General features: G+C 46.4%; 17 protein-coding genes. 10 read left to right on the top strand and 7 right to left on the bottom strand.

Going from position 1 to position 18,971, the window contains the following annotated elements; all coding sequences use genetic code 11:
* Window positions 1-48 precede the first annotated feature (48 nt).
* Window positions 49-1,368 carry an MFS transporter gene (locus FC47_RS05310; RefSeq protein ID WP_056968291.1) on the bottom strand — a complete coding sequence of 440 codons (1,320 nt, stop codon included), beginning with the start codon at window positions 1,366-1,368 and terminating at the stop codon, window positions 49-51.
* A 259-nt stretch (window positions 1,369-1,627) separates the two neighbouring features.
* On the bottom strand, window positions 1,628-2,038 hold the full coding sequence (locus FC47_RS05305; protein ID WP_045025336.1) for an arsenate reductase ArsC: 411 nt from the start codon (window positions 2,036-2,038) through the stop codon (window positions 1,628-1,630).
* Window positions 2,039-2,259: 221 nt separating this feature from the next.
* Between FC47_RS05305 and FC47_RS05300 the strand changes: the two genes are divergently transcribed.
* A complete protein-coding gene (locus FC47_RS05300; protein WP_056968289.1) occupies window positions 2,260-4,905 on the top strand; it encodes a cation-translocating P-type ATPase in 2,646 nt (881 codons plus the stop codon).
* 68 nt (window positions 4,906-4,973) lie between these two features.
* Here FC47_RS05300 and FC47_RS05295 read toward each other — a convergent pair whose 3' ends face one another.
* Complete coding sequence (locus FC47_RS05295; protein ID WP_045025338.1) at window positions 4,974-6,215, bottom strand: glycosyltransferase family 2 protein; 1,242 nt, start codon at window positions 6,213-6,215, stop codon at window positions 4,974-4,976.
* A 22-nt stretch (window positions 6,216-6,237) separates the two neighbouring features.
* Window positions 6,238-6,402, bottom strand: coding sequence for an LPXTG cell wall anchor domain-containing protein (locus FC47_RS10420; protein ID WP_080890476.1), 165 nt, complete (start codon window positions 6,400-6,402; stop codon window positions 6,238-6,240).
* Between the two features lie 345 nt (window positions 6,403-6,747).
* Here FC47_RS10420 and FC47_RS05290 point away from each other — a divergent pair, with 345 nt between their 5' ends.
* From FC47_RS05290 to FC47_RS05280, 3 genes are all read left to right on the top strand, one after another.
* Entirely contained in the window at window positions 6,748-7,233 is a 486-nt protein-coding gene (locus FC47_RS05290; RefSeq protein WP_056968287.1) for a flavodoxin, read from the top strand.
* A 159-nt stretch (window positions 7,234-7,392) separates the two neighbouring features.
* Window positions 7,393-8,736 carry an FAD-dependent oxidoreductase gene (locus tag FC47_RS05285; RefSeq protein WP_056968285.1) on the top strand — a complete coding sequence of 448 codons (1,344 nt, stop codon included), beginning with the start codon at window positions 7,393-7,395 and terminating at the stop codon, window positions 8,734-8,736.
* A gap of 79 nt (window positions 8,737-8,815) precedes the next feature.
* Entirely contained in the window at window positions 8,816-9,322 is a 507-nt protein-coding gene (locus FC47_RS05280) for a cupin domain-containing protein (protein ID WP_045025340.1), read from the top strand.
* A gap of 208 nt (window positions 9,323-9,530) precedes the next feature.
* On the opposite strand, the gene FC47_RS10415 is transcribed toward FC47_RS05280, so the two are convergent.
* Both FC47_RS10415 and FC47_RS05270 read right to left on the bottom strand, forming a co-directional pair.
* Complete coding sequence (locus FC47_RS10415) at window positions 9,531-10,391, bottom strand: SDR family oxidoreductase (protein ID WP_081036744.1); 861 nt, start codon at window positions 10,389-10,391, stop codon at window positions 9,531-9,533.
* Entirely contained in the window at window positions 10,388-10,831 is a 444-nt protein-coding gene (locus FC47_RS05270; RefSeq protein WP_045025342.1) for an Rrf2 family transcriptional regulator, read from the bottom strand. The genes FC47_RS10415 and FC47_RS05270 overlap by 4 nt, the downstream gene beginning before the upstream one ends.
* A 202-nt stretch (window positions 10,832-11,033) precedes the next feature.
* On the opposite strand from FC47_RS05270, the gene FC47_RS05265 reads away from it, so the two are divergent.
* The 6 genes from FC47_RS05265 (at window position 11,034) to FC47_RS05240 (ending at window position 17,824) form a co-directional block, all read left to right on the top strand.
* A complete protein-coding gene (locus tag FC47_RS05265; RefSeq protein WP_045025343.1) occupies window positions 11,034-11,966 on the top strand; it encodes an ATP-binding cassette domain-containing protein in 933 nt (310 codons plus the stop codon).
* Between the two features lies 1 nt (window position 11,967).
* A complete protein-coding gene (locus tag FC47_RS05260) occupies window positions 11,968-13,497 on the top strand; it encodes an ABC transporter permease/substrate-binding protein (protein ID WP_045025344.1) in 1,530 nt (509 codons plus the stop codon).
* Between the two features lie 845 nt (window positions 13,498-14,342).
* Window positions 14,343-15,719, top strand: a complete 1,377-nt coding sequence (locus FC47_RS05255) for a glutamate--cysteine ligase (protein WP_033935516.1) — start codon at window positions 14,343-14,345, stop codon at window positions 15,717-15,719.
* Window positions 15,720-15,950: 231 nt separating this feature from the next.
* Entirely contained in the window at window positions 15,951-16,283 is a 333-nt protein-coding gene (locus FC47_RS05250) for a metal-sulfur cluster assembly factor (protein ID WP_039946253.1), read from the top strand.
* Window positions 16,264-16,500, top strand: a complete 237-nt coding sequence (locus FC47_RS05245) for a DUF1858 domain-containing protein (protein WP_006500951.1) — start codon at window positions 16,264-16,266, stop codon at window positions 16,498-16,500. Before FC47_RS05250 ends, FC47_RS05245 begins: the two co-directional genes overlap by 20 nt.
* Window positions 16,493-17,824 (top strand): DUF438 domain-containing protein, encoded by a 1,332-nt coding sequence (locus FC47_RS05240; protein ID WP_006500952.1) that lies wholly within the window; start codon window positions 16,493-16,495, stop codon window positions 17,822-17,824. The genes FC47_RS05245 and FC47_RS05240 overlap by 8 nt, the downstream gene beginning before the upstream one ends.
* Window positions 17,825-17,925: 101 nt before the next feature.
* Here FC47_RS05240 and FC47_RS05235 read toward each other — a convergent pair whose 3' ends face one another.
* Complete coding sequence (locus tag FC47_RS05235; protein ID WP_039946256.1) at window positions 17,926-18,909, bottom strand: asparaginase; 984 nt, start codon at window positions 18,907-18,909, stop codon at window positions 17,926-17,928.
* Window positions 18,910-18,971 lie beyond the last annotated feature (62 nt).

Raw genomic sequence — 18,971 nt, 5'->3', positions numbered from 1 at the left:
GAAACTTGGCAATCTTAGTCTTGGGATATGCTTATCAAAAGCAATCGTTTAGTCAGTAGTCGTGGATTCAGTCATTTCCTCATCAATCAAGGATCCTGGCTTAAGTACGAACGCGTAGACCAGCAGCGAAATAAATACTGCACCGGATACATACCAGAAAAAGGCGGATTCGAGGTGAATCGAACGCAGCCATAAAGCAATGTAGTTTACGGTACCGCCAAACAGGGCAACGGTTAGTCCATAGGGCATCCCTACGCCCAATGCCCGAATTTCAGATGGGAAAAGCTCGGCCTTGACGATGGCATTAATTGAAGTGTAGCCAGAAACGATAACAATGCCTACAATCATTAATAGTAGTGCTTCCAAAGCAGTTGATGCGCCAGCCATCAGCGTGAATAGTGGAACCGTGCACAGCGTACCGCCAATCCCAAAGAAAATCAGCAGTGGCTTACGGCCGATTCGATCCGACAGGTGCCCAAATAGCGGCTGCAACACAACCATCACCAGCAACGCCACAAAGTTGATCATGGCTGCCGTTTTTTTAGAAAGACCGGTCGTGTTGATCATGAACTGCTGCAGATACGTAGTGTAGGTATAGAAGCTGATCGTACCGCCAAGCGTCATCCCGACAACCGTCAGTACCTGTTTTGGATAATGGGCTAAAAGACGCAAGGTCCCAGCTTGGCGATTGTTGCGGTTGCTGTTCTTAAACTGATCGGATTCTTCCATTGAAAGCCGCAGCCATAATACAACCATCGCACCAGCCGCGCCAATGGCAAATGGAATCCGCCAGCCAAAGGCATACAGCTGTTGGCTGGTATAGATGGCCTGCAGAATAATCTGTACGAGCAGGGCACTTAATTGACCGCCAATCAGCGTGACATATTGGAAGGATGAGTAAAAACCGCGCCGATTTGGAGATGCCATTTCTGACATGTAGGTTGCCGAGGTTCCATACTCACCACCTAATGAAAGACCTTGTACCAATCGAGTTGCAATCAAGATGATCGGTGACCAGATACCGATTTGCGCATAGGTTGGGACCAACGCAATAACCAATGAACCGGTTGCCATGATCGAAACCGAAAGCGTCAATGCGGCGCGACGACCTTTCCGATCTGCAAAGCGTCCCATGACGAATGATCCCAGGGGCCGCATGAAAAAGCCAATTGCAAAAACACCAGCAGTTGCTAAAAGTTCAGCTGTTTGGTTATTGGCTGGGAAAAAGGCCCCCGAGAAATAAATGGCGAACGAGGCATAGACATACCAGTCAAACCATTCAATCATGTTGCCCAAAGAACCCTTTAAAATGTTGCTGGCAATTTTGCGTTCGCTTCGTTTCACCGTTGTTTGAATCGTTGCTTGCATGTAAAAAACCTCGCTTTCAAATTAATTTTTAAGATTGGACAAAGCTTAACGCATTAAACGGCATAAGTTAATAGTCTTAAGTCAATAACGCTGATAATTAAGCGTTATGTGTCGCTGACCAGCTAAAAGTTGTTAGTGACAGCGTTTGCGACTATTGATTTTGAATCAGTAAAAATGCTGGGCAGCAGTCAAAAAGTCCCATCTAAGCATAAATAAATGCCTGGATGGGACGATTAAATGATTTGTTTAGCGGAAAAAATTAACGCGGTGATTGCTTGAGCTGATTCTTGAGCGCCAGAATATTTTTTTCAATCTGCTTGATAACTTTAATAAACTCATCATCGGTTTGGCCAGTTGGATCGTTTAGCCCCCAATCAACCCGCCATTTAGCCGGTAGATAGGGACATTTCACGCCGCAGCCCATGGTAACGACACCGTCAACGGCTGGTAGTGCGTCAAGCGTCTTGTTAGATTGTCCTGATGCTTGCATATCAATGCCATAGATTTTTTTCATCAGGCGAACGGCATCAGGATTGATCTGATTTTTGATCGCGGTCCCCGCCGAATAGCTTTCAAAAACATCATCAGCGAGCTTTTTGCCCAACGCCTCGGCAATCTGACTGCGGCAAGAGTTATGCGTACAGATAAATGCAATCTTAGATTTGGTCACGGCAAGCGCCTCGTTTCTTTTGATTGATCGTAATTTGACTTTCTGAATCATTGTAATTGGCCGATCAGACTTTGACAACTAATCTTATAACTTGTCGTTGAATGATCTTAGCAGAATCCTGCCTGTAACCCCTATCATCTCTGCAGCATCAATGTTATGCTTATGTTGTAATAGTTGTTGTAAAAAAAGAAGTATCAAATACAGAGAGGGGTTTAACGTCCATGAAAGACCAATTTTATCGTCAAACCACCTTGCAGGTTTTAGAACGACTTCACGCAACGCCACAAGGGCTACTGACAACTGAGGCCATGGAGCGGCTGCAGAAAAATGGTCCCAATGAGCTGCCTCAAGGAAAAAAGATCACGCTTTGGCAAAGAATCATTGCTCAGTTTAAAGACCTGATGATTTTGATTTTAATTGTAGCGGCAATTGTAGCGGCTTTTGCTGGTGAACTTTCGGATACGATTATTATTTTGTTAGTCGTGGTTTTAAATGCTGCATTTGGTGTCTTTCAAGAAACTAAGGCCGAGAATGCTATTGATGCGCTGCAAAAAATGAGCACGCCAACCACGCGCGTCAGACGAGATGGCCAAATTGCCCAGCTTTCCAGCAAGGAACTGGTCGTTGGCGACGTAATTCTTTTGGAAGCCGGGGACATTATTCCAGCTGACGTTCGTTTCTTAAAGACGCAAAACGTTAAAGTCGAAGAAGCAGCGCTGACTGGCGAATCTGTTGCCGTAACTAAGGATGAAGCGGTAATTGATGCTGAATCGGCTGCCTTAGGCGATCAGCATAATATGGGCTTTATGAATACCAGTATGACGGCGGGTACGGCCGAGGCAGTCGTAGTTGCTACTGGTAAGGATACCGAGGTTGGCAAGATTGCCCAGATGCTGAACAGCGCCGAACCGACCGTCACGCCACTGCAGCGCAATATTACTCATCTCAGTAAGATTCTCAGTGTTCTGGTGTTGGCAATCGCCGTCATTATTTTCGCGTTGGGAATGCTGACCAAGCGCGAAACACCACTGGATATGCTGCTTACTGCCATCTCACTGGCGGTTGCCGCAATTCCGGAAGGGCTGCCAGCAATTGTTACGATTACGCTGGCTTTAGGAACCCAAGCCATGGCTAAACGGCACGCGCTGATTCGTAAGCTGCAGGCTGTTGAAACGCTGGGAGCCACTGAAATCATTGCGTCTGATAAAACGGGAACGCTGACTAAAAATCAGATGACGATCGAACAGCTGATGCTGAATGGTCAAGTTACAGCTGCACCTGATTTTAAGATTGATGCCGACTCACCATTGACCAAGGCAATGATCCTGGCTAATGATGCTGAGCGAGGCAGTCAAAAAGAATTATTGGGCGATCCGACTGAAACGGCGCTGTGGCAATTTTATATTGATAAAGGGCTTGATATCGATGAGTTTAGACAGCGCTATCCACGCCTTAATTCATGGCCATTTGATTCAGAACGTAAGCTGATGTCGGTTGCCGTCAATGATAAGCTGCCAACCTTGTATCTGAAAGGGGCGGTCGATGAACTGCTGACACGGGCAGATCGTATTTTGGATGGTGAACAGGTGCGGGAACTGACCGATGATGATCGTGAGCAGATTCTTAAAACCAACCATCATTTAGCTAAACAGGCATTACGGGTACTTGGTTATGCATACCGGCCATTAACTGAAAAAGAATGTCAAAGTACTGATCCAGCGTTGGTTGAGCAGTCACTGATCTTTATTGGGCTGTCGGGGATGATCGATCCACCGCGTCCTGAAGTCAAGGCCGCAATTCAAGAGGCTAAGGAAGCTGGTATTCGGCCATTGATGATTACCGGTGATCATAAGACAACGGCGCGGGCAATTGCTGAACGTTTGGGAATCATTGAGCCTGGTGATGAAGCTGGCGCGATTACCGGTCAAGAGCTGAATGAACTTAGTGATCAGGAGCTGAAGGATCAAGTTGCCCAATACTCGGTTTACGCACGGGTTGCCCCTGAACATAAAGTCCGGATTGTCAGGGCTTGGCAGGCACATGATAAAGTCGTTGCCATGACTGGTGATGGCGTAAATGACGCCCCAGCTCTGAAGACAGCCGATATCGGTGTCGGCATGGGAATTACTGGGACAGAGGTTTCTAAAAACGCGGCTGATGTTGTATTAGCTGATGACAATTTTGCTACGATCATTGCTGCGGTCAAGGAAGGGCGCAAGGTTTTTGCCAATATTCAAAAAGCCATCCAATATCTGCTTTCCGCCAATCTTGGCGAAGTCTTGACGCTTTTGATCATGACGATGATGAACTGGTCAATTTTGGCACCGGTCCAGATTTTGTGGATCAACCTGGTTACTGACACTTTTCCGGCGATTGCACTGGGAGTTGAGCCAGCTGAAGGCGATGTTATGCAACATCAGCCACGGGGCAATCAAGGCAGTTTCTTGGCTCATGGCGTCGGTTTCAACATCATCTACCAAGGCATCTTGGAAGGACTCTTGACGCTGGGCGTTTACGCTTTGGGTATTCTCTACCCAGTTCATCAAGGATTCGAGTTGATTCATGCTGATGCATTGACCATGGCCTACATTACCCTAGGCCTGATTCAGCTGCTGCATGCCTGCAACTGCAAGTCATTACAGGGAACGATCTTTAAGACGGGGGAATTTAAGAATCGCTACTTTAACTGGGCAATCCTAAGTTCAACGCTGCTTTTAGCCGGTACGATCTTCATTCCAACTTTAAATCCGATTTTCCATACTACGGAATTGGATCTTGCTCAATGGGGTATCGTAATTGGAGCTGGCCTTTTGATGGTTTTGATTGTTGAAATCGTTAAGGCAATTCAGCGTCATCAAAAAAATTAAATGTGAAAAAAGCCTCAAGCTCTGATTAAATCCAGAACTTGAGGCTTTTATTGGTTTGTCAGTCGTTTTTAACGATCAACGTGCTGCCATTTAGCTGTTTTATCTTCATTGTTGGCAATGCGCTTCATGTTGAATAGGCAGCGCATCAGTGAGATCCAGTCAACGATATTGATCACGTATAGAATCAGGTAGGCTAGTGGCGCGACCATCATCAGTCGGATCCGTTCCCAGAATTTAAGCTCTTCTGGTATGAATGTTGCCATTGCAAAGAGATAGTAGAGGCCCAAAATCGCGAAGATCGTTGAGAAATCGGCAAAGTGATGGATAATACCGATAATCCAAAGCAGCAGCAGTGGTTCAATCAGCATTAAGAATTCTTCAAAGAAAACTTTTGGCAGTTTCCAAAAGGCGAGTGAGAAAGTGTACTTGGCATCACGATTAAAAATTACGCGACGATGCTTGAACAAAGCCTTAAAACGACCTTGTTTCCATCGGTAGCGCTGTTTAAGCAGCTGAGAAAAACGGCTGACCGGCGGCGTATAGGCGATAACGTCATCGGCATAGCCAAATTGCCGATTGCTGTTGCCAAAATGAGCGATCATCTTCATCGTAAAATCGATGTCTTCAGTGATCGAATCAGTGTCATAGCCACCGACTTCCAGCATGGCTGACTTGCGAAAAGTTGAGCCAACACCGCCAATGATATACTCGATTCCCAAAAGCTCCTCAGATCCCTTTAGCCGATAACCAAGCAGGTATTCGACTTTTTGGACGTATTCCAATAGATTATGGGGGCGCGTAATGCGAACGTTCGCACTGACTCCCAATAGTCTGGGATCATCAAAACGCAAGGCCATATTTGTCAGCGCGGTTGGTGTTAAATAGGAGTCGGCATCAAGTACCATGATCAGATCACCAGTCGCAAATTTTTTTAAGGCATGGTTGATTGCAACCGACTTGCCTTGATTATGTTGATGGATGACACGCAGCTGAGGATGTTGTCTGGCTAATCGATCCAAAATCATCCCTGTCTTATCACTGGAGCCATCATCAACCGCGATCACCTCAAAATTAGGGTAAGTCTGCTTTAAGACTGACTCAACGCCCCGACGAATAAACTTTTCTTCGTTAAACGCGGGAATTATCACAGAGAAACGGTGATCAGCTGGCTTTTGGCTGATCTGCTGTCGATCAAGGCTGTTGATCTGATGCAGATTTGATACAATCAAGCCAATTAAGATGCGGCCGACTGCCAAAATACTGAGCGCAAATACCGTAATGGCAATGATCAATGCCGGGCTGAATTTCATGATGATCCTCCTTTTTTAAAGATTAAGAGGATCGCTTCTTGATCTCAACCACAATCAACGTTATGGCCAGGATCGTCATCAAAATACCAATGGCAGCGGCAAAAATCGTGCTCACGGTATTACCCGTCTGTGGTAAAACGGCAGCTAATGGAGTAGCCATCAAACCTTTAGATAAGTTAGAGTACATAGATTAAACCTCCTTGTCATTGCTGTTTCGACTATGACTAAAGTATAGCGAGAATATTTGAATTATTTTTGAACAAATATTAAAAAATGCCTTAATAGTGAATTCAATCACATTTCCGATAAGAAGGATTAATCAAGTTGGTTAGATGATTAATGGTTAAAAAATCAGGATTCGGCTGGCAGTTAAGCGATTTGTGCACAAGCCAACGCTTTATTTTGAGACCGCTGCACATGGATGGTTACTGATGCCATACAAAAAACGTATACCAGCATACCAAATAAACATTTTAAAGTCTGGACACTTAGGGATATACTAAAAGTAAGCAAAATAAAAGGAATGATTATTTTGGCTAAAGCGATAGTATTTTACTTTTCCGCTACCAATACAACCAAGCAGCGCGCGGAAAAAGTTGCACAAAAGCTTGGGGCGGATTTATTTGAGATTCACGCTGCAAAGCCATATTCAGTAGCCGATCTGGACTGGCATGATCCCCAATCACGCACGTCAATTGAACAGCATCAGCATGCCAGCCGTGTTGCGATTAAAGATGACCTGCCTGACATTAGCAGTTATGATACGGTCTTGATTGGCTTTCCAATCTGGTGGGGGATTCCACCGCGTCTGATTGCTGACCTGATTGATCATCTACCGCTTGATGGCAAGCAACTGGCTGGTTTCGCAACTTCCGGCAGTTCTGGTTTTGATCGCGCGCAAAGCTATCTGGAACGAACCGTTAAGGAAAATAATGCTGCCGTTCAAGTTTTGCCAGGAGCCGTTTTAAACAATGACGCGCAGATGGATGCCTGGTTAAAGCAGCTTAATCTCAATTGATTGGTTCTCTTAAAATGGTGCTGAGCCACTCTTTAATAAGAGTCTGGTCCGGCATCTTTTTTTGGTCATTTTTGAGCAGATTGATTGCTTTTTGATATTCACTTATTTATAGTAAGTATAAACATCAATTATTTTGAATTGGCGAAAGGATGATCGACAATGGAAAAATTTAAAAACGTGGTAATTGGCTTTGGCAAGGCTGGTAAAACGCTGGCTAAGTTCTTGGCGCAGCATGATGAAGAAGTGCTGCTGATTGAGCGCTCGAATCAGATGTATGGTGGGACCTGCATCAACGTTGGCTGCTTGCCGTCTAAAAATATGATTATCAATGGCCAGCGTCATCTTGAGTTTGCTGACGCGGTTGCCAAACGAGGAACGATGACCAAGCAGCTGCGGAACAAAAACTATCACATGGTTGCGGATGAGCCGTTGGCAACGGTATGGAATGGCCAGGCCAGTTTTGTCGGCAACCATGAGCTAAAAGTCGCTATGGCTGATGGTACTACGCGACAAGTTGCTGCCGAGCGCGTCTTTATCAATACTGGTGCCACGCCGGTCTGGCCAAAAGTTCCGGGGCTGACTCCCAGCGAGCGCATCGTCAGTTCCAAAGAAGCCATGGAACTTGCCAAAAAGCCGGCACGCTTGGCAATTATTGGCGGTGGCTATATCGGTCTGGAATTTGCCGAAATGTTTAATTCATATGGCAGCGAGGTAACCATTCTTGATCATCATGCTCAGCTCTTGGGCCGGGAAGATGCAGATGTCGCGGCAGAGGTAACGAACAACCTTGCCAATCTCGGCATCAAGATTGAGCTGAATGCTGAGTTAACCAGCGCGACAGATAACGGGCAGCAGGTCTTATTAACCTATCAACAAGCTGGTCAAAAACGGCAGACCGAGTTTGATGCCGTGCTGGTAGCTGCTGGGCGACGTCCCAACATCGATGGACTGGGACTAGAAAATACCGACATTGCCTTGACCAAGCGCGATGCCATTCAAGTTGATCAATATCTGCGAACCACGGTCCCCAACGTCTGGGCTTTAGGTGACGTCAATGGTGGGCCAATGTTTACCTACATTTCGCTTGATGACTTTCGAATCGTTAAAGACCAGCTGTTTGGTGAAGGTAAGCGGACGACTGCCGATCGTAATGTCGTGCCGACCGCATCGTTTTTGACGCCGCCATTGGCAAACGTAGGAATCAACGAGCGACAAGCCCAAGCTGACAATAAGGACTATCTGGTCTTCAAACTGCCGGTCAAGGCCATCCCTAAGGCGCGCGTGCTGGAGGATCAGCGGGGAGTCTACAAGGCAATCGTTGACCGCGATTCGCATCGGATTCTGGGCGCGACGCTTTATGCTGCTGAATCCCATGAAACGATCAATCTGATTGCTCTAGCGATGAAAGCGGGGCTACCATATGAAACGCTGCGCGACATGATCTTTACGCATCCTACCATGTCTGAGGCGCTGAACGATCTTTTCAAGGCCCCAGTAAAATAAGCAGGATAATTTTTTGACGATCAGCCCGCGCAAATGACCGAACTTTGCTACAATAAAAGAAAGAAGCGAGGTTGATGTCATGCCAACTAAAGACGAATATATTGAAAAGCTCAACCTGACGCCACATCCAGAAGGTGGTTGGTATCGTCAAGTTTATCATAGTGCCAAGACGCGTTATGATGAAACATCCCTGGCCAGCCGTTACGAGTACACTTCAATTTACTTTATTTTGGACGGGGGCTCGCCATCGCATCTGCACCGGCTGCTTCATGATGAATTATGGTATTTCCATGATGGCTCATCAATTGTCGTACACTGCTTTTATCCAGATGGCACTTACGAAGACGTACGCCTAGGCCGCGATATTGAACATGGTGAACAGCTGCAGTTTCGGGTGCCAGCGGGAACGATTTTTGGTTCTGAGGTCTTGGACGATTCGTCGTTTGGGCTGGTCAGTTGTGCCGTAGCACCGGGCTTTGACTATCATGACTTTGAATTGTTTACCCAAGAGCAGCTGTTGGCTAAGTATCCGAAGCAAGCTGAGGTAATCAAACGGGTGGCGTACCAAAAACTACCAACTGAATAGTACCAAACAGCGCCGTAGCAAGTTTGCTGCGGCACTGTTTGGTTTCAAGGCCAGCCACTGACAACTGGAATCTTATGAAAAGGCACTATAATTAGATTAAAAACACTCAGCAGTTTTTTGACTGACTGAGTGTTTTTTATATATCGAATAGGTTGGTGCTGTTTGCAGCATGCGCGCAGTAGAATGATTGGAAAAATCAAGCTGTCAATCAGCGTTGGTAGTTTTGCTGCAAGAACTGGTCCATTGGCATTGGCTCATGACCGGTGATGTGTTGGAAATCATCAGTGACGGCATTCATCAACCCCATTGCAGCAGCATGATACATTGATGCCAATTCATCACCATCGCCTTCAGCCCGATAGATGTCGGCAAACTCCGACAAAGAAACCGGGGCATAGCCAATCTCCTGGCCCGTTGCCTCAGTCATGATCCGGCTGAGTTCAACCATATTGTAATTCTGTTTTTGCGTCAGCAGGTAGATTTGCCGCTGATCACGCAGGTAAGGCTTGACGGCAACATTGGCAATTGCTTCGGCACTGTCATCGCGGGTGATAAAACTCATGGCCTGATCGCCGACTGGGTAGATGATATTTTGCCGTTCAATTAGTTCTGGCAGGTAGGGCACCAGCGGATCAGCATATAACGAATTTTTGACGACCGCGTAGTTCAGTTTGGTACCGGCGAGGCGAGCGAGCAGGTAGGCATAATATCCTGCCATCTGGAAAGGATTATTGGGCTGGTCGGCAATAAAACTGACATCAACCAGATTTTTTACGCCAGCCTTTTGCATTGCCTTTAGCGAGTTTTCAAATTCCAGCACGCGGTTGGCAACGTCATAGGTGATGCTTGGAATGTAGATCAAGACATCGGTATCGGCAAACGCTTTGGTCATTGATTCAACATCATAATAATCGCTTTTAACGACTTCATAGCCCTGATCCAAAAAAGTTTGGGCCTTGCTAGGCGTATGGACAGCCAGGCGAATATCTTGGATGTCAACCAAACGGCTCAATTGTTCAACGACTTTGCGGCCTAGGTGTCCAGTTGCTCCGGTAATGGTATATTTCATGATTGCTTCTCCTTTTCTGCCTGCTTAACCAAAATCGTATCAATAACGTCTTGCAGCGTGATCTGCTGCAGTTTGGCTTTGGCGGCTGTTTCGGCATGATGATAATAGTCTTCCAACGTTGATTGAATATTGCCGCCCACGATGCACTGCGGATTGGTATTGTGATCAATGGTAAAAAGCGGCGTCTGTCCCTCAGTTGCCAGGTAGACGTCCAAAAGCGTGATTTTTTGAGGATCCACCAGCAGCTCGGGGTCGGGGGTGCCATGCTTGGTCTTAATGAACCCAGCTTCCTTGAGGGATGTCATTAAACGACGGACGACCACTGGTGACGTTTCCAGTGAACTGGCGATATTGCTACTGGAAAGCGTGATTTTTCCTTGATAGATGCAGATGAAAGCCAAGATATGAATGCTGTCGCTGAATCGAGTGGAAACCTTCAAATAATCATCTCCTGTTGTAACTTTATTAGTTATATCTAATATAAATGATTCAAATTTAAAAAGCAACGACTATCAGTAGAATGTTCGAAATGAATTGTTTATTTAACGAAAGTCAAAGCATATCGATTTACAAAGCAGTAAAGATCGAGTAGAATGCAAAAAGAAACTTTAATGGTTACATCAAATAAAGATGGTGATTAGATTGATTAAATACGAAGCGATCGGCATGCAATACGGCCAAAATGTTATCTTGAAAAACATTAACTTAACGATCAACGATGGTGAGCTGTTCGTCTTAGTTGGTCCTAGCGGCAGCGGCAAAACCACGCTGCTTAGAATGATCAACCGGCTGATAGCGCCGACTACTGGCAATGTCTATTTGAATGAAAAACGCGTCAAAGACTATGACTTGCGCGAGCTGCGTCTGCATATGGGGTACGTATTACAAGACAGCAGCCTGTTCCCTAATCTAACGGTTGGCGAAAACATTGCCATTCAGCTTGAGCAGCAGGGCGTCAATAAAAACGATCGGCGCAAGCGTTCAATGGAGCTGCTTGATCAGGTTGGTCTGCCCGCCAGCGATTTTATCGATCGGCATCCCGATGAGCTTTCGGGTGGTCAGCAGCAGCGTGTGGCGATCGCTCGTTCAATGGCCACGCAGCCCCAGCTTATTTTAATGGATGAATCATTCAGCGCGCTGGATCCGGTTTTACGTACTCAACAGCAAGACTTGTTGTTAAAGCTGCATCGCCAGTCAAAGACAACTGTTGTTTTTGTTACCCATGACATGCAAGAGGCACTGCGGTTGGGCGATCGGATTGCCGTGATCAACGATGGCCAGCTGCAGCAGGTTGGCACGCCAAATGAGATTTTGGAACGGCCAGCTAATCAATTTGTGGCCGACTTTTTTGCAACGGCGCGGCCAAGATTGGGCACCATGACCGCGCTCTTATCGTCCAAACTAGTGCAAAAAACACCAGTTGCTGATCAATCTGCCGTCGTCACTACGGTAGCTGAACTGGCAAGTCTTACGCCTGACACGACTGGCTGGCTTTGCTTTCAATACCAGGGGCAGGGTTTTAGAATTCAGACAACTGATCTGCTGCATTATTTAGGACAAAGAGAGGAGCGATAAGATGACTGAATTGCTTAATACGATCGCAACGCAAAAAAGTCAGATTGAGCAGGCACTGTGGGAACATCTTTCGTTATCGTTTTGGGCGTTGGTGATTGCCATGCTGATTGCGATTCCATTGGCAGTGTTGCTGAAAAACAGTCGACATGCCGGCGAGATCGTTTTGCAGCTGGCCGGAGTGATGCAGACGATTCCCAGTTTGGCACTGCTAGGACTGTTGATTCCGCTGGTTGGGATCGGCAGCGTCCCAGCTTTGATTGCCCTGGTCGTTTACGGCATTATGCCGATCTATCAAAATACCTATTCTGGCTTGCGCAGCGTTGATCCAAATCTTGAAGAAGCCGCGACGGCATTTGGCCTTTCGCGCTGGAAAAAGCTGACGCGGCTGGAATTGCCCATGGCGCTGCCCGTGATCTTATCTGGAATTCGCATCTCGTTGGTCATGATTATCGGAACGGCTACTCTTGCTGCTTTGATTGGTGCCGGTGGGCTGGGAACCTACATTATGCTGGGGATCAATCAAAACAACAACGCCTATCTGATCATTGGGGCGGGACTGTCAGCATTGTTGGCGCTTTTGATGTCGGCACTGCTAAAATATGTCGGTGCTTCTAAGAAACATTTGAAACAGGGAATCGTCGTCGCCACGCTTGCTCTGGTCGGATTTGGTGGCTGGCGAGGCTGGAGCAGCTTTCAAAGTAAATCGGAGCCAATCGTGATTGCCGGTAAGCTAGGAAGCGAACCTGATATTTTAATTCATATGTACAAAGATTTGATTGTAAACGATGATCCGCATGCCAAGGTCGAATTAAAAGCTAACTTTGGCGGGACCAGCTTTTTATTCCGTGCGCTGCGCAACGATCAGATCGATATCTATCCTGAGTTTACCGGAACCGTTTTACAGTCGCTGGTTCATGACCAACGATCGACGCCGCATGATCCGGTTAAGACCTACCAGCGGGCACGGCGTCTGTTGAAGCAGGAGTATGATCTGACGTATCTGAAGCCGATGAAGTATCAAAATGGCTACGACCTGGCCGTCACTGCTGATTTTGCCAAGGAACATCAGCTTACCAGGCTCAGCGATCTGGCTAAAATCAATGATCAGATCACGGCCGGCTTTGATCCGGACTTTGCCAATCAAAAAGACGGCTATCTGGGCCTCAAATCAGCATACAGCTTAAACTTCAATCAGGTAAAGACGATGGAGCCCGCGCTGCGCTATCAGGCAATTGCTGCTGGCCGCGTTAATCTGGTCGATGGCTATACAACGGATCCGCAAGTGCGCCAGTATCATCTCAAGGTACTTAAAGATGATCAGCATTTCTTTCCGCCTTACCAAGGAGCACCATTAATGAAGGCCTCGTTTGCCAAAAAGCATCCCCAGGTTGTTAAAAGTCTGAACAAGCTGGCTAGTAAGATTACTGAAAAAGACATGCAGGAGATGAACTATCAAGTAACGGTTCAGCATCGAAAAGCCAGTCAAGTTGCCCATGAATATCTGGTTGAGCATCATTTGATTAAAAAATAACATCATAAAAAGTCAGGAGCTTCAACTTAGAAACTACCTGGCTTTTATTTTAATTTCTATATTTTACATAATATTAAACGAGTAAAAATAATCAATATCAATGGAAGATGCCCATTAAAGGTCGCGAATGGCATCTTTCATTGACCGTACATAATCGGCAACCGGCTGAACACAGTCTTGACCGTATTTTTCGCACAGGCGGACAATCGCTGAACCTGCGATGGCCCCTTAACAAGCAGCTTCGATCTGGCTTTCAGTTTTCCAGACTCCCTGTGCGCGCTTGACTTGCTTTGATCTCCATCTCATTGGTTTAGGATGAAAACCCAGCAGATACTTGAAAATAAAAAACCGCATTGGCCTGATTGGCTATGCGGTCGCTCTTTTGTTGAAGATTGTACCAGCATAGGTCTTCTTTGTTTACAGTGTAAAACGAAGCAAACCTACACCTTTGAAATGTAAGTCTACTTTAACCGATGCCAACTTTGCCATGATTGACTCATAAATTTCATGTTTACAATCTTCCTTTGTTTGATTTTTATCATGATATTTTAATCTCAAACAGATGTCAATTAATTTTTTATAATTTTGTTTTTAATAGTCTGAGATCGTTTTCGCTGGTGCTCTCGACACAAAACGGACTTTAATTCTTATATGCGTGGCTTTAAATTATAAAGTCTCTGGTTATTCAGCGACAATTATTGAATTGACATCCGAGCAGGCGCTTGATTTCAATTCCAAGCTACTATTATTAAAAGAATTAAAGAAAATCGTTAAGACGATTGAAAAAGATAAGATTTTCGTTATAATAGACCAAATTTAGTTAATAAACACTGGGAGGCGAGCCAATGTTTAGCAAGATTGGACAGATTATATTTGACAATGAGGCCGTTTTAGAGGCATCCGACTTTAAGATGGGGCTGGAGATCGAGATGCAGCGGGTGGATGAAACCGGTCATCTGAGTCAAGAGCCATATCCCGACACGATTGGCGATGAAAAGGTCAATCCATGGATCACCAATGATTTTTTGGAAACCATGTCAGAGATCGTAACGCCACCGGCTGACAATGCTACTGATGCAATGCATTATCTGTACAGCATCAATACCGTTTTAAGAACCGCGCTGGCACCAGGCGAGCTGCTCTGGCCATTATCGATGCCGCCGATTTTGCCTAAGGATCGATCCAAGATTCAAATCGCACATGCTGGTCCCGAAAAAGAAGCCTACTTTAAAGAATGGCTCAAGTACCACAGCATTTCAGAAGGGGCTCCATCTGGCGCGCATATCAACATGAGTATCAATGATGATTTGGTGGAGCTGGTCTATCAACAGCTGCCGCAGCGTTTTGAAAACAAGGTCGCTGCTCAGAACTATCTTTACCAGATCATCGTTCAAGGATTTATGCGCTATCGCTGGTTTTTGACTTATTTATTTGGCGCTAGTCCGATTGCTGAGGCCAACTTTTTTGAAAATGGCGAGCAGCCGTTAAAACGCCCTGTCCGCAGCATTCGTCAAAGCCAAAAGTATGGTTTTGAGAATAAATTCCCCGGCGACTACTCTTCGGTTGAAAACTATGCTAAGAAGGTCATGAACGCGGTTAAGGCTGGCAAGCTGCAGTCATCGGCCGAATTTCATGGACAGGTTCGCTTTAAGGGCAACAGCGATTTAAACAAGATGGTCAAAGAAGGCGTTGACTACATCGAACTGCGCATGCTGGATCTGGATCCGACCAGTTCCGTGGGGATTCGAACGGGAACTTTGCGCTTTATTCGCCTGCTGGCCGGCTACTTCATCATGAGCCCATCATTAAAGGAGAGCGAGGCTGGTCGCGTGATTGCCCGTGCCGATGAGATGAATGAGCACGTGGCCTTGGAGGATCCGACCGCGCCGTGCGAGTATGCACCAACTGCCAAGGCTTTGATTCGTCACCTGCAGCTGTTCGTCAATCAGATTCAGGCCGGACCCGAGTATCAAGAAATCCTGGATGATCTGGAATACCGGGTCAACCATCCCGAAACGACGCCAAGCGGGCAGCTGGTCGAAAAAATCAAAAACAATTCCTTGGTTGACTATGCGCTGCACCAAGCACGCAAATATCAGGACGGTGCAATTCAAGCACTGCGGCCATTCCGCGGATTTGAGGAAAACAACGGCAATCTCAGTGCCAATGAGTTGGCTTCCGATCTTTTTGGCGGTACCTGGCGCTTAAATAAACCTGAATAATCACTGATCCAAAAGTTAAGGCTGGTTGGAAAATCACTTGATCTTCCAACCAGCTTTTTAGTTTTAAATGAGGCAGCTGCTAGGGATGGTCAACAGGCGACGATAGCAAAAAAATAAGCTGATTTTCGTTGAGCACTCGATCAATATTGACTTTAAATAACAAAAAATTAATAAAGAAACCAGATGATCATGCTAAAATAAAGCGCAGAGAAATGGATTAGGAGGGATGAGATGACCCCAATTGAACAACAAGTATGGGACGCACTCACTACTGTAATCGATCCTGAGCTTAACGTCAGCATTGTTGATCTAGGTCTGATATATGAAGTTGAAGTCGATGAGCAGAGCTGTTGTTGCATTAAGATGAGTTTAACGACGCCCGGCTGTCCGCTAAGCAGCTTTTTGCAAAATGACATCGAAAAAGCCGCTCAAAACGTGCCTGGTATTCGTGATGCCCACGTCCAGCTGGTCTGGTATCCAGTCTGGAGTATTGCCAGAATGTCGCCCAAAGCACGCCGTCAGTTAGGAATTGGAGGTAGCCTGCATGACCATCAAAACCGTTGACTTTAGCCGGCCAGTACACGATCTGGCCCAACAGGATCCTGATTTTGTCGCTATCATGGTCGAAGCCGGCTTTGATAAGATCAAGATTCCTGGGATGCTTGACACGGTTGGCCGTTTCGTCAATATCAATCGGGGCTGTCTAGCGATGAATATTGATAAGCACCTTGTAATCGACACTTTTAAACGAAATGGGTATGAGGTGATTAACCATGACTGAACCGCATAATCTCCATCAGCGTCAGCAGCAGCTGGTCAAGATTCTGACTTTTTTAAGCAATGGTGGCAATTTTGATCAGGCCAAGCAGTTATTTGATCAAGAATTTGCCAACGTTGACGTAGCTGAGATTACGGCAGCCGAAAGAGAGCTGATTGCCAATGGTCTGGACCCACGTGAAATTCAAAAATTATGCAACGTGCATGTAGCACTGTTTAAGGATGCCATCGCGCCGGGCAAGCCAACCGCTGCTTTTGATACTCCTGGGCATCCCGTCTACACACTGAAACTGGAGAACAAGATCATTGACTCTTTAATCAATGATGAACTGCTGCCCTGTCTTAAAAAGTGGCAGCAAGATGGCGGGGAGAACGAATATCTCAAGCGAATGCAGCAGGCCCTAAAAGATCTGATGACCATCGATCGGCATTATGCCAGAAAAGAAAATACCTTGTTTCCACTAATGGATAAATATGGTATTACGGCACCGCCCAAGGTCATGTGGGGCGTTGACGACGACATTCGCGGCTATATCAAAAAAGCCTGTCAGCTGGTCGATCAGCAGCCGTTGCCCGATAAATACGTCATTGAGGCAGCCGTAGAAAAAGCCACTCAGGAAGTCTTGGCAATGATCGTTAAAGAAGAAGACATCATGCTGCCAATGCTTGCTGAGGTTGCCACGCCTGCTGACTGGGCCCGCGTACGAGCAGATGAGGATTCAATCGGCTACACGCTGATCTCACCGCCAATCAATTGGCAGCCTACCGAACAGGAGCTTACTGATGCGGCAAACAAGCCCACCAACTCCGCACTGGGCCAGCAGTTTAATGAAATCGCCAAACAACTGGCCGCCACTGACGCGCAGGTTAACCAAATCACTCAGCCAAATCATCAAGAACCAGCAGCTAACTTGCCAGTTGATCCACAAGCCAGAATTGATCTAGCAACCGGTCAGCTGAGTCCGGAAGAATTGATCGCGATCTTTAAACTGCTTCCAGTTGATCTGACCTTTGTCGACGCGGCTGATCAGGTCCGCTGGTATTCAGATATTCCTGATCGCATCTTTCCGCGGACCAAGAGCGTGATTGGGCGATCCGTCTACAACTGCCATCCTCCCAAGGCCCAGCCTAAGGTTAAGAAAATTCTTACCAGTTTTCATGAGGGGACCAGTGATCGCGAAGAGTTTTGGTTTAGTCTGCATGGTGAGCGTTTTATCCATCTGGAATACATTGCCGTTCGTCGTGAAGATGGCACTTATCTGGGCTGTCTGGAGGTTGGGCAAGACGCGACTTATCTGCGCAGCCTCAAAGATGAGAAGCACCGTTAAGAAAGCAGCGCTGTATTGGTTAGCAATAATTTAACATAATATATAAACTGTAAAAATAAGAAGCGACCCCTAAATGTAGATAGGGGTCGCTTCTTAGCAGTTCAGTATTTAAAAAAGGTCTGCCGAATCGCAGCAATGTCGTTAGTCTGGGTCAGACAAAGCATCAGCAGAATTCTGGCTTTATAAGAGGTGAGGGTGTTGACCCCAATAAAGTGATCGTGCGGGTCAAAAATCGGTTCGTCAAAAACGATTGAATTTGATACCCGTGAGCTGCGCACGACGACCACGCCCCGTTCAGCCAACGCGTCCAGTTTCTGGCGCCAGGCTTGAGAATAGTTGCCGCTCCCGGTTCCAATTACTACCAATCCATCGCAGTCTTGTCCCAGTCGTTCCAGAACTTCAGCCGGGGCCCCAGCGTAATAGACTGCCACGCCAACCTTAGGCAATGCTGAATATTCAAGCTGTGAGAACTTGGAGTGAATCGTGTGTTTTGATACCGGCCGACTGGTAATAAAGACCTCAGCGTCACGCATGTATCCCAGTGCGGCATGATCGTTCAGACTGCTGAAGGCATCGATTTTATAGTTGTTGATCTTGGCAATATCGCGCGCCGAGTAGATCGTACTGGAAAACAGGCAGACCACGCCGCAGTCATAGGTCTGATCATCTGCTGCCAGCGCAACGGCTTGGTAGATGTTGAAGGGACCATCAGCACTGGTAGCAGTTGCCGGCCGCATTGCTCCCGTCAAAACGACTGGCTTGGCAGTATTGACCGTCAAGTTTAGAAAATAGGCGGTTTCTTCAATCGTATCGGTACCATGCGTGACCACGATGCCATCCACATCATCACGAGCGGCCTGCTGATTGATAACCTCGCGCAGCTGCAGCCATTTCTGCTCGTCCATTTCATTGGAATCAACGCTCATTAAAGAAATCATTTCAATATTGGCCAATTTTCCTAGTTGGGGCACGCTCTTTAAGATATCAGCTACCGCTACTGTTCCTGCCCGATATTCAGTAGTCCGGCCAGCTTCGCCACTGCCGGCAATCGTACCACCAGTTGCAATAATCACGATATTCTTCAAAATCTCACATCCTTGTTTGATTAATGGTTTTAATGATACAAGAAAGCCATGAAAATTAAAAG

The organism is Limosilactobacillus mucosae DSM 13345 (assembly GCF_001436025.1).
In the GTDB taxonomy this organism is placed as follows: domain Bacteria; phylum Bacillota; class Bacilli; order Lactobacillales; family Lactobacillaceae; genus Limosilactobacillus; species Limosilactobacillus mucosae.
This window is presented reverse-complemented; position numbering and strand designations above follow the sequence as displayed.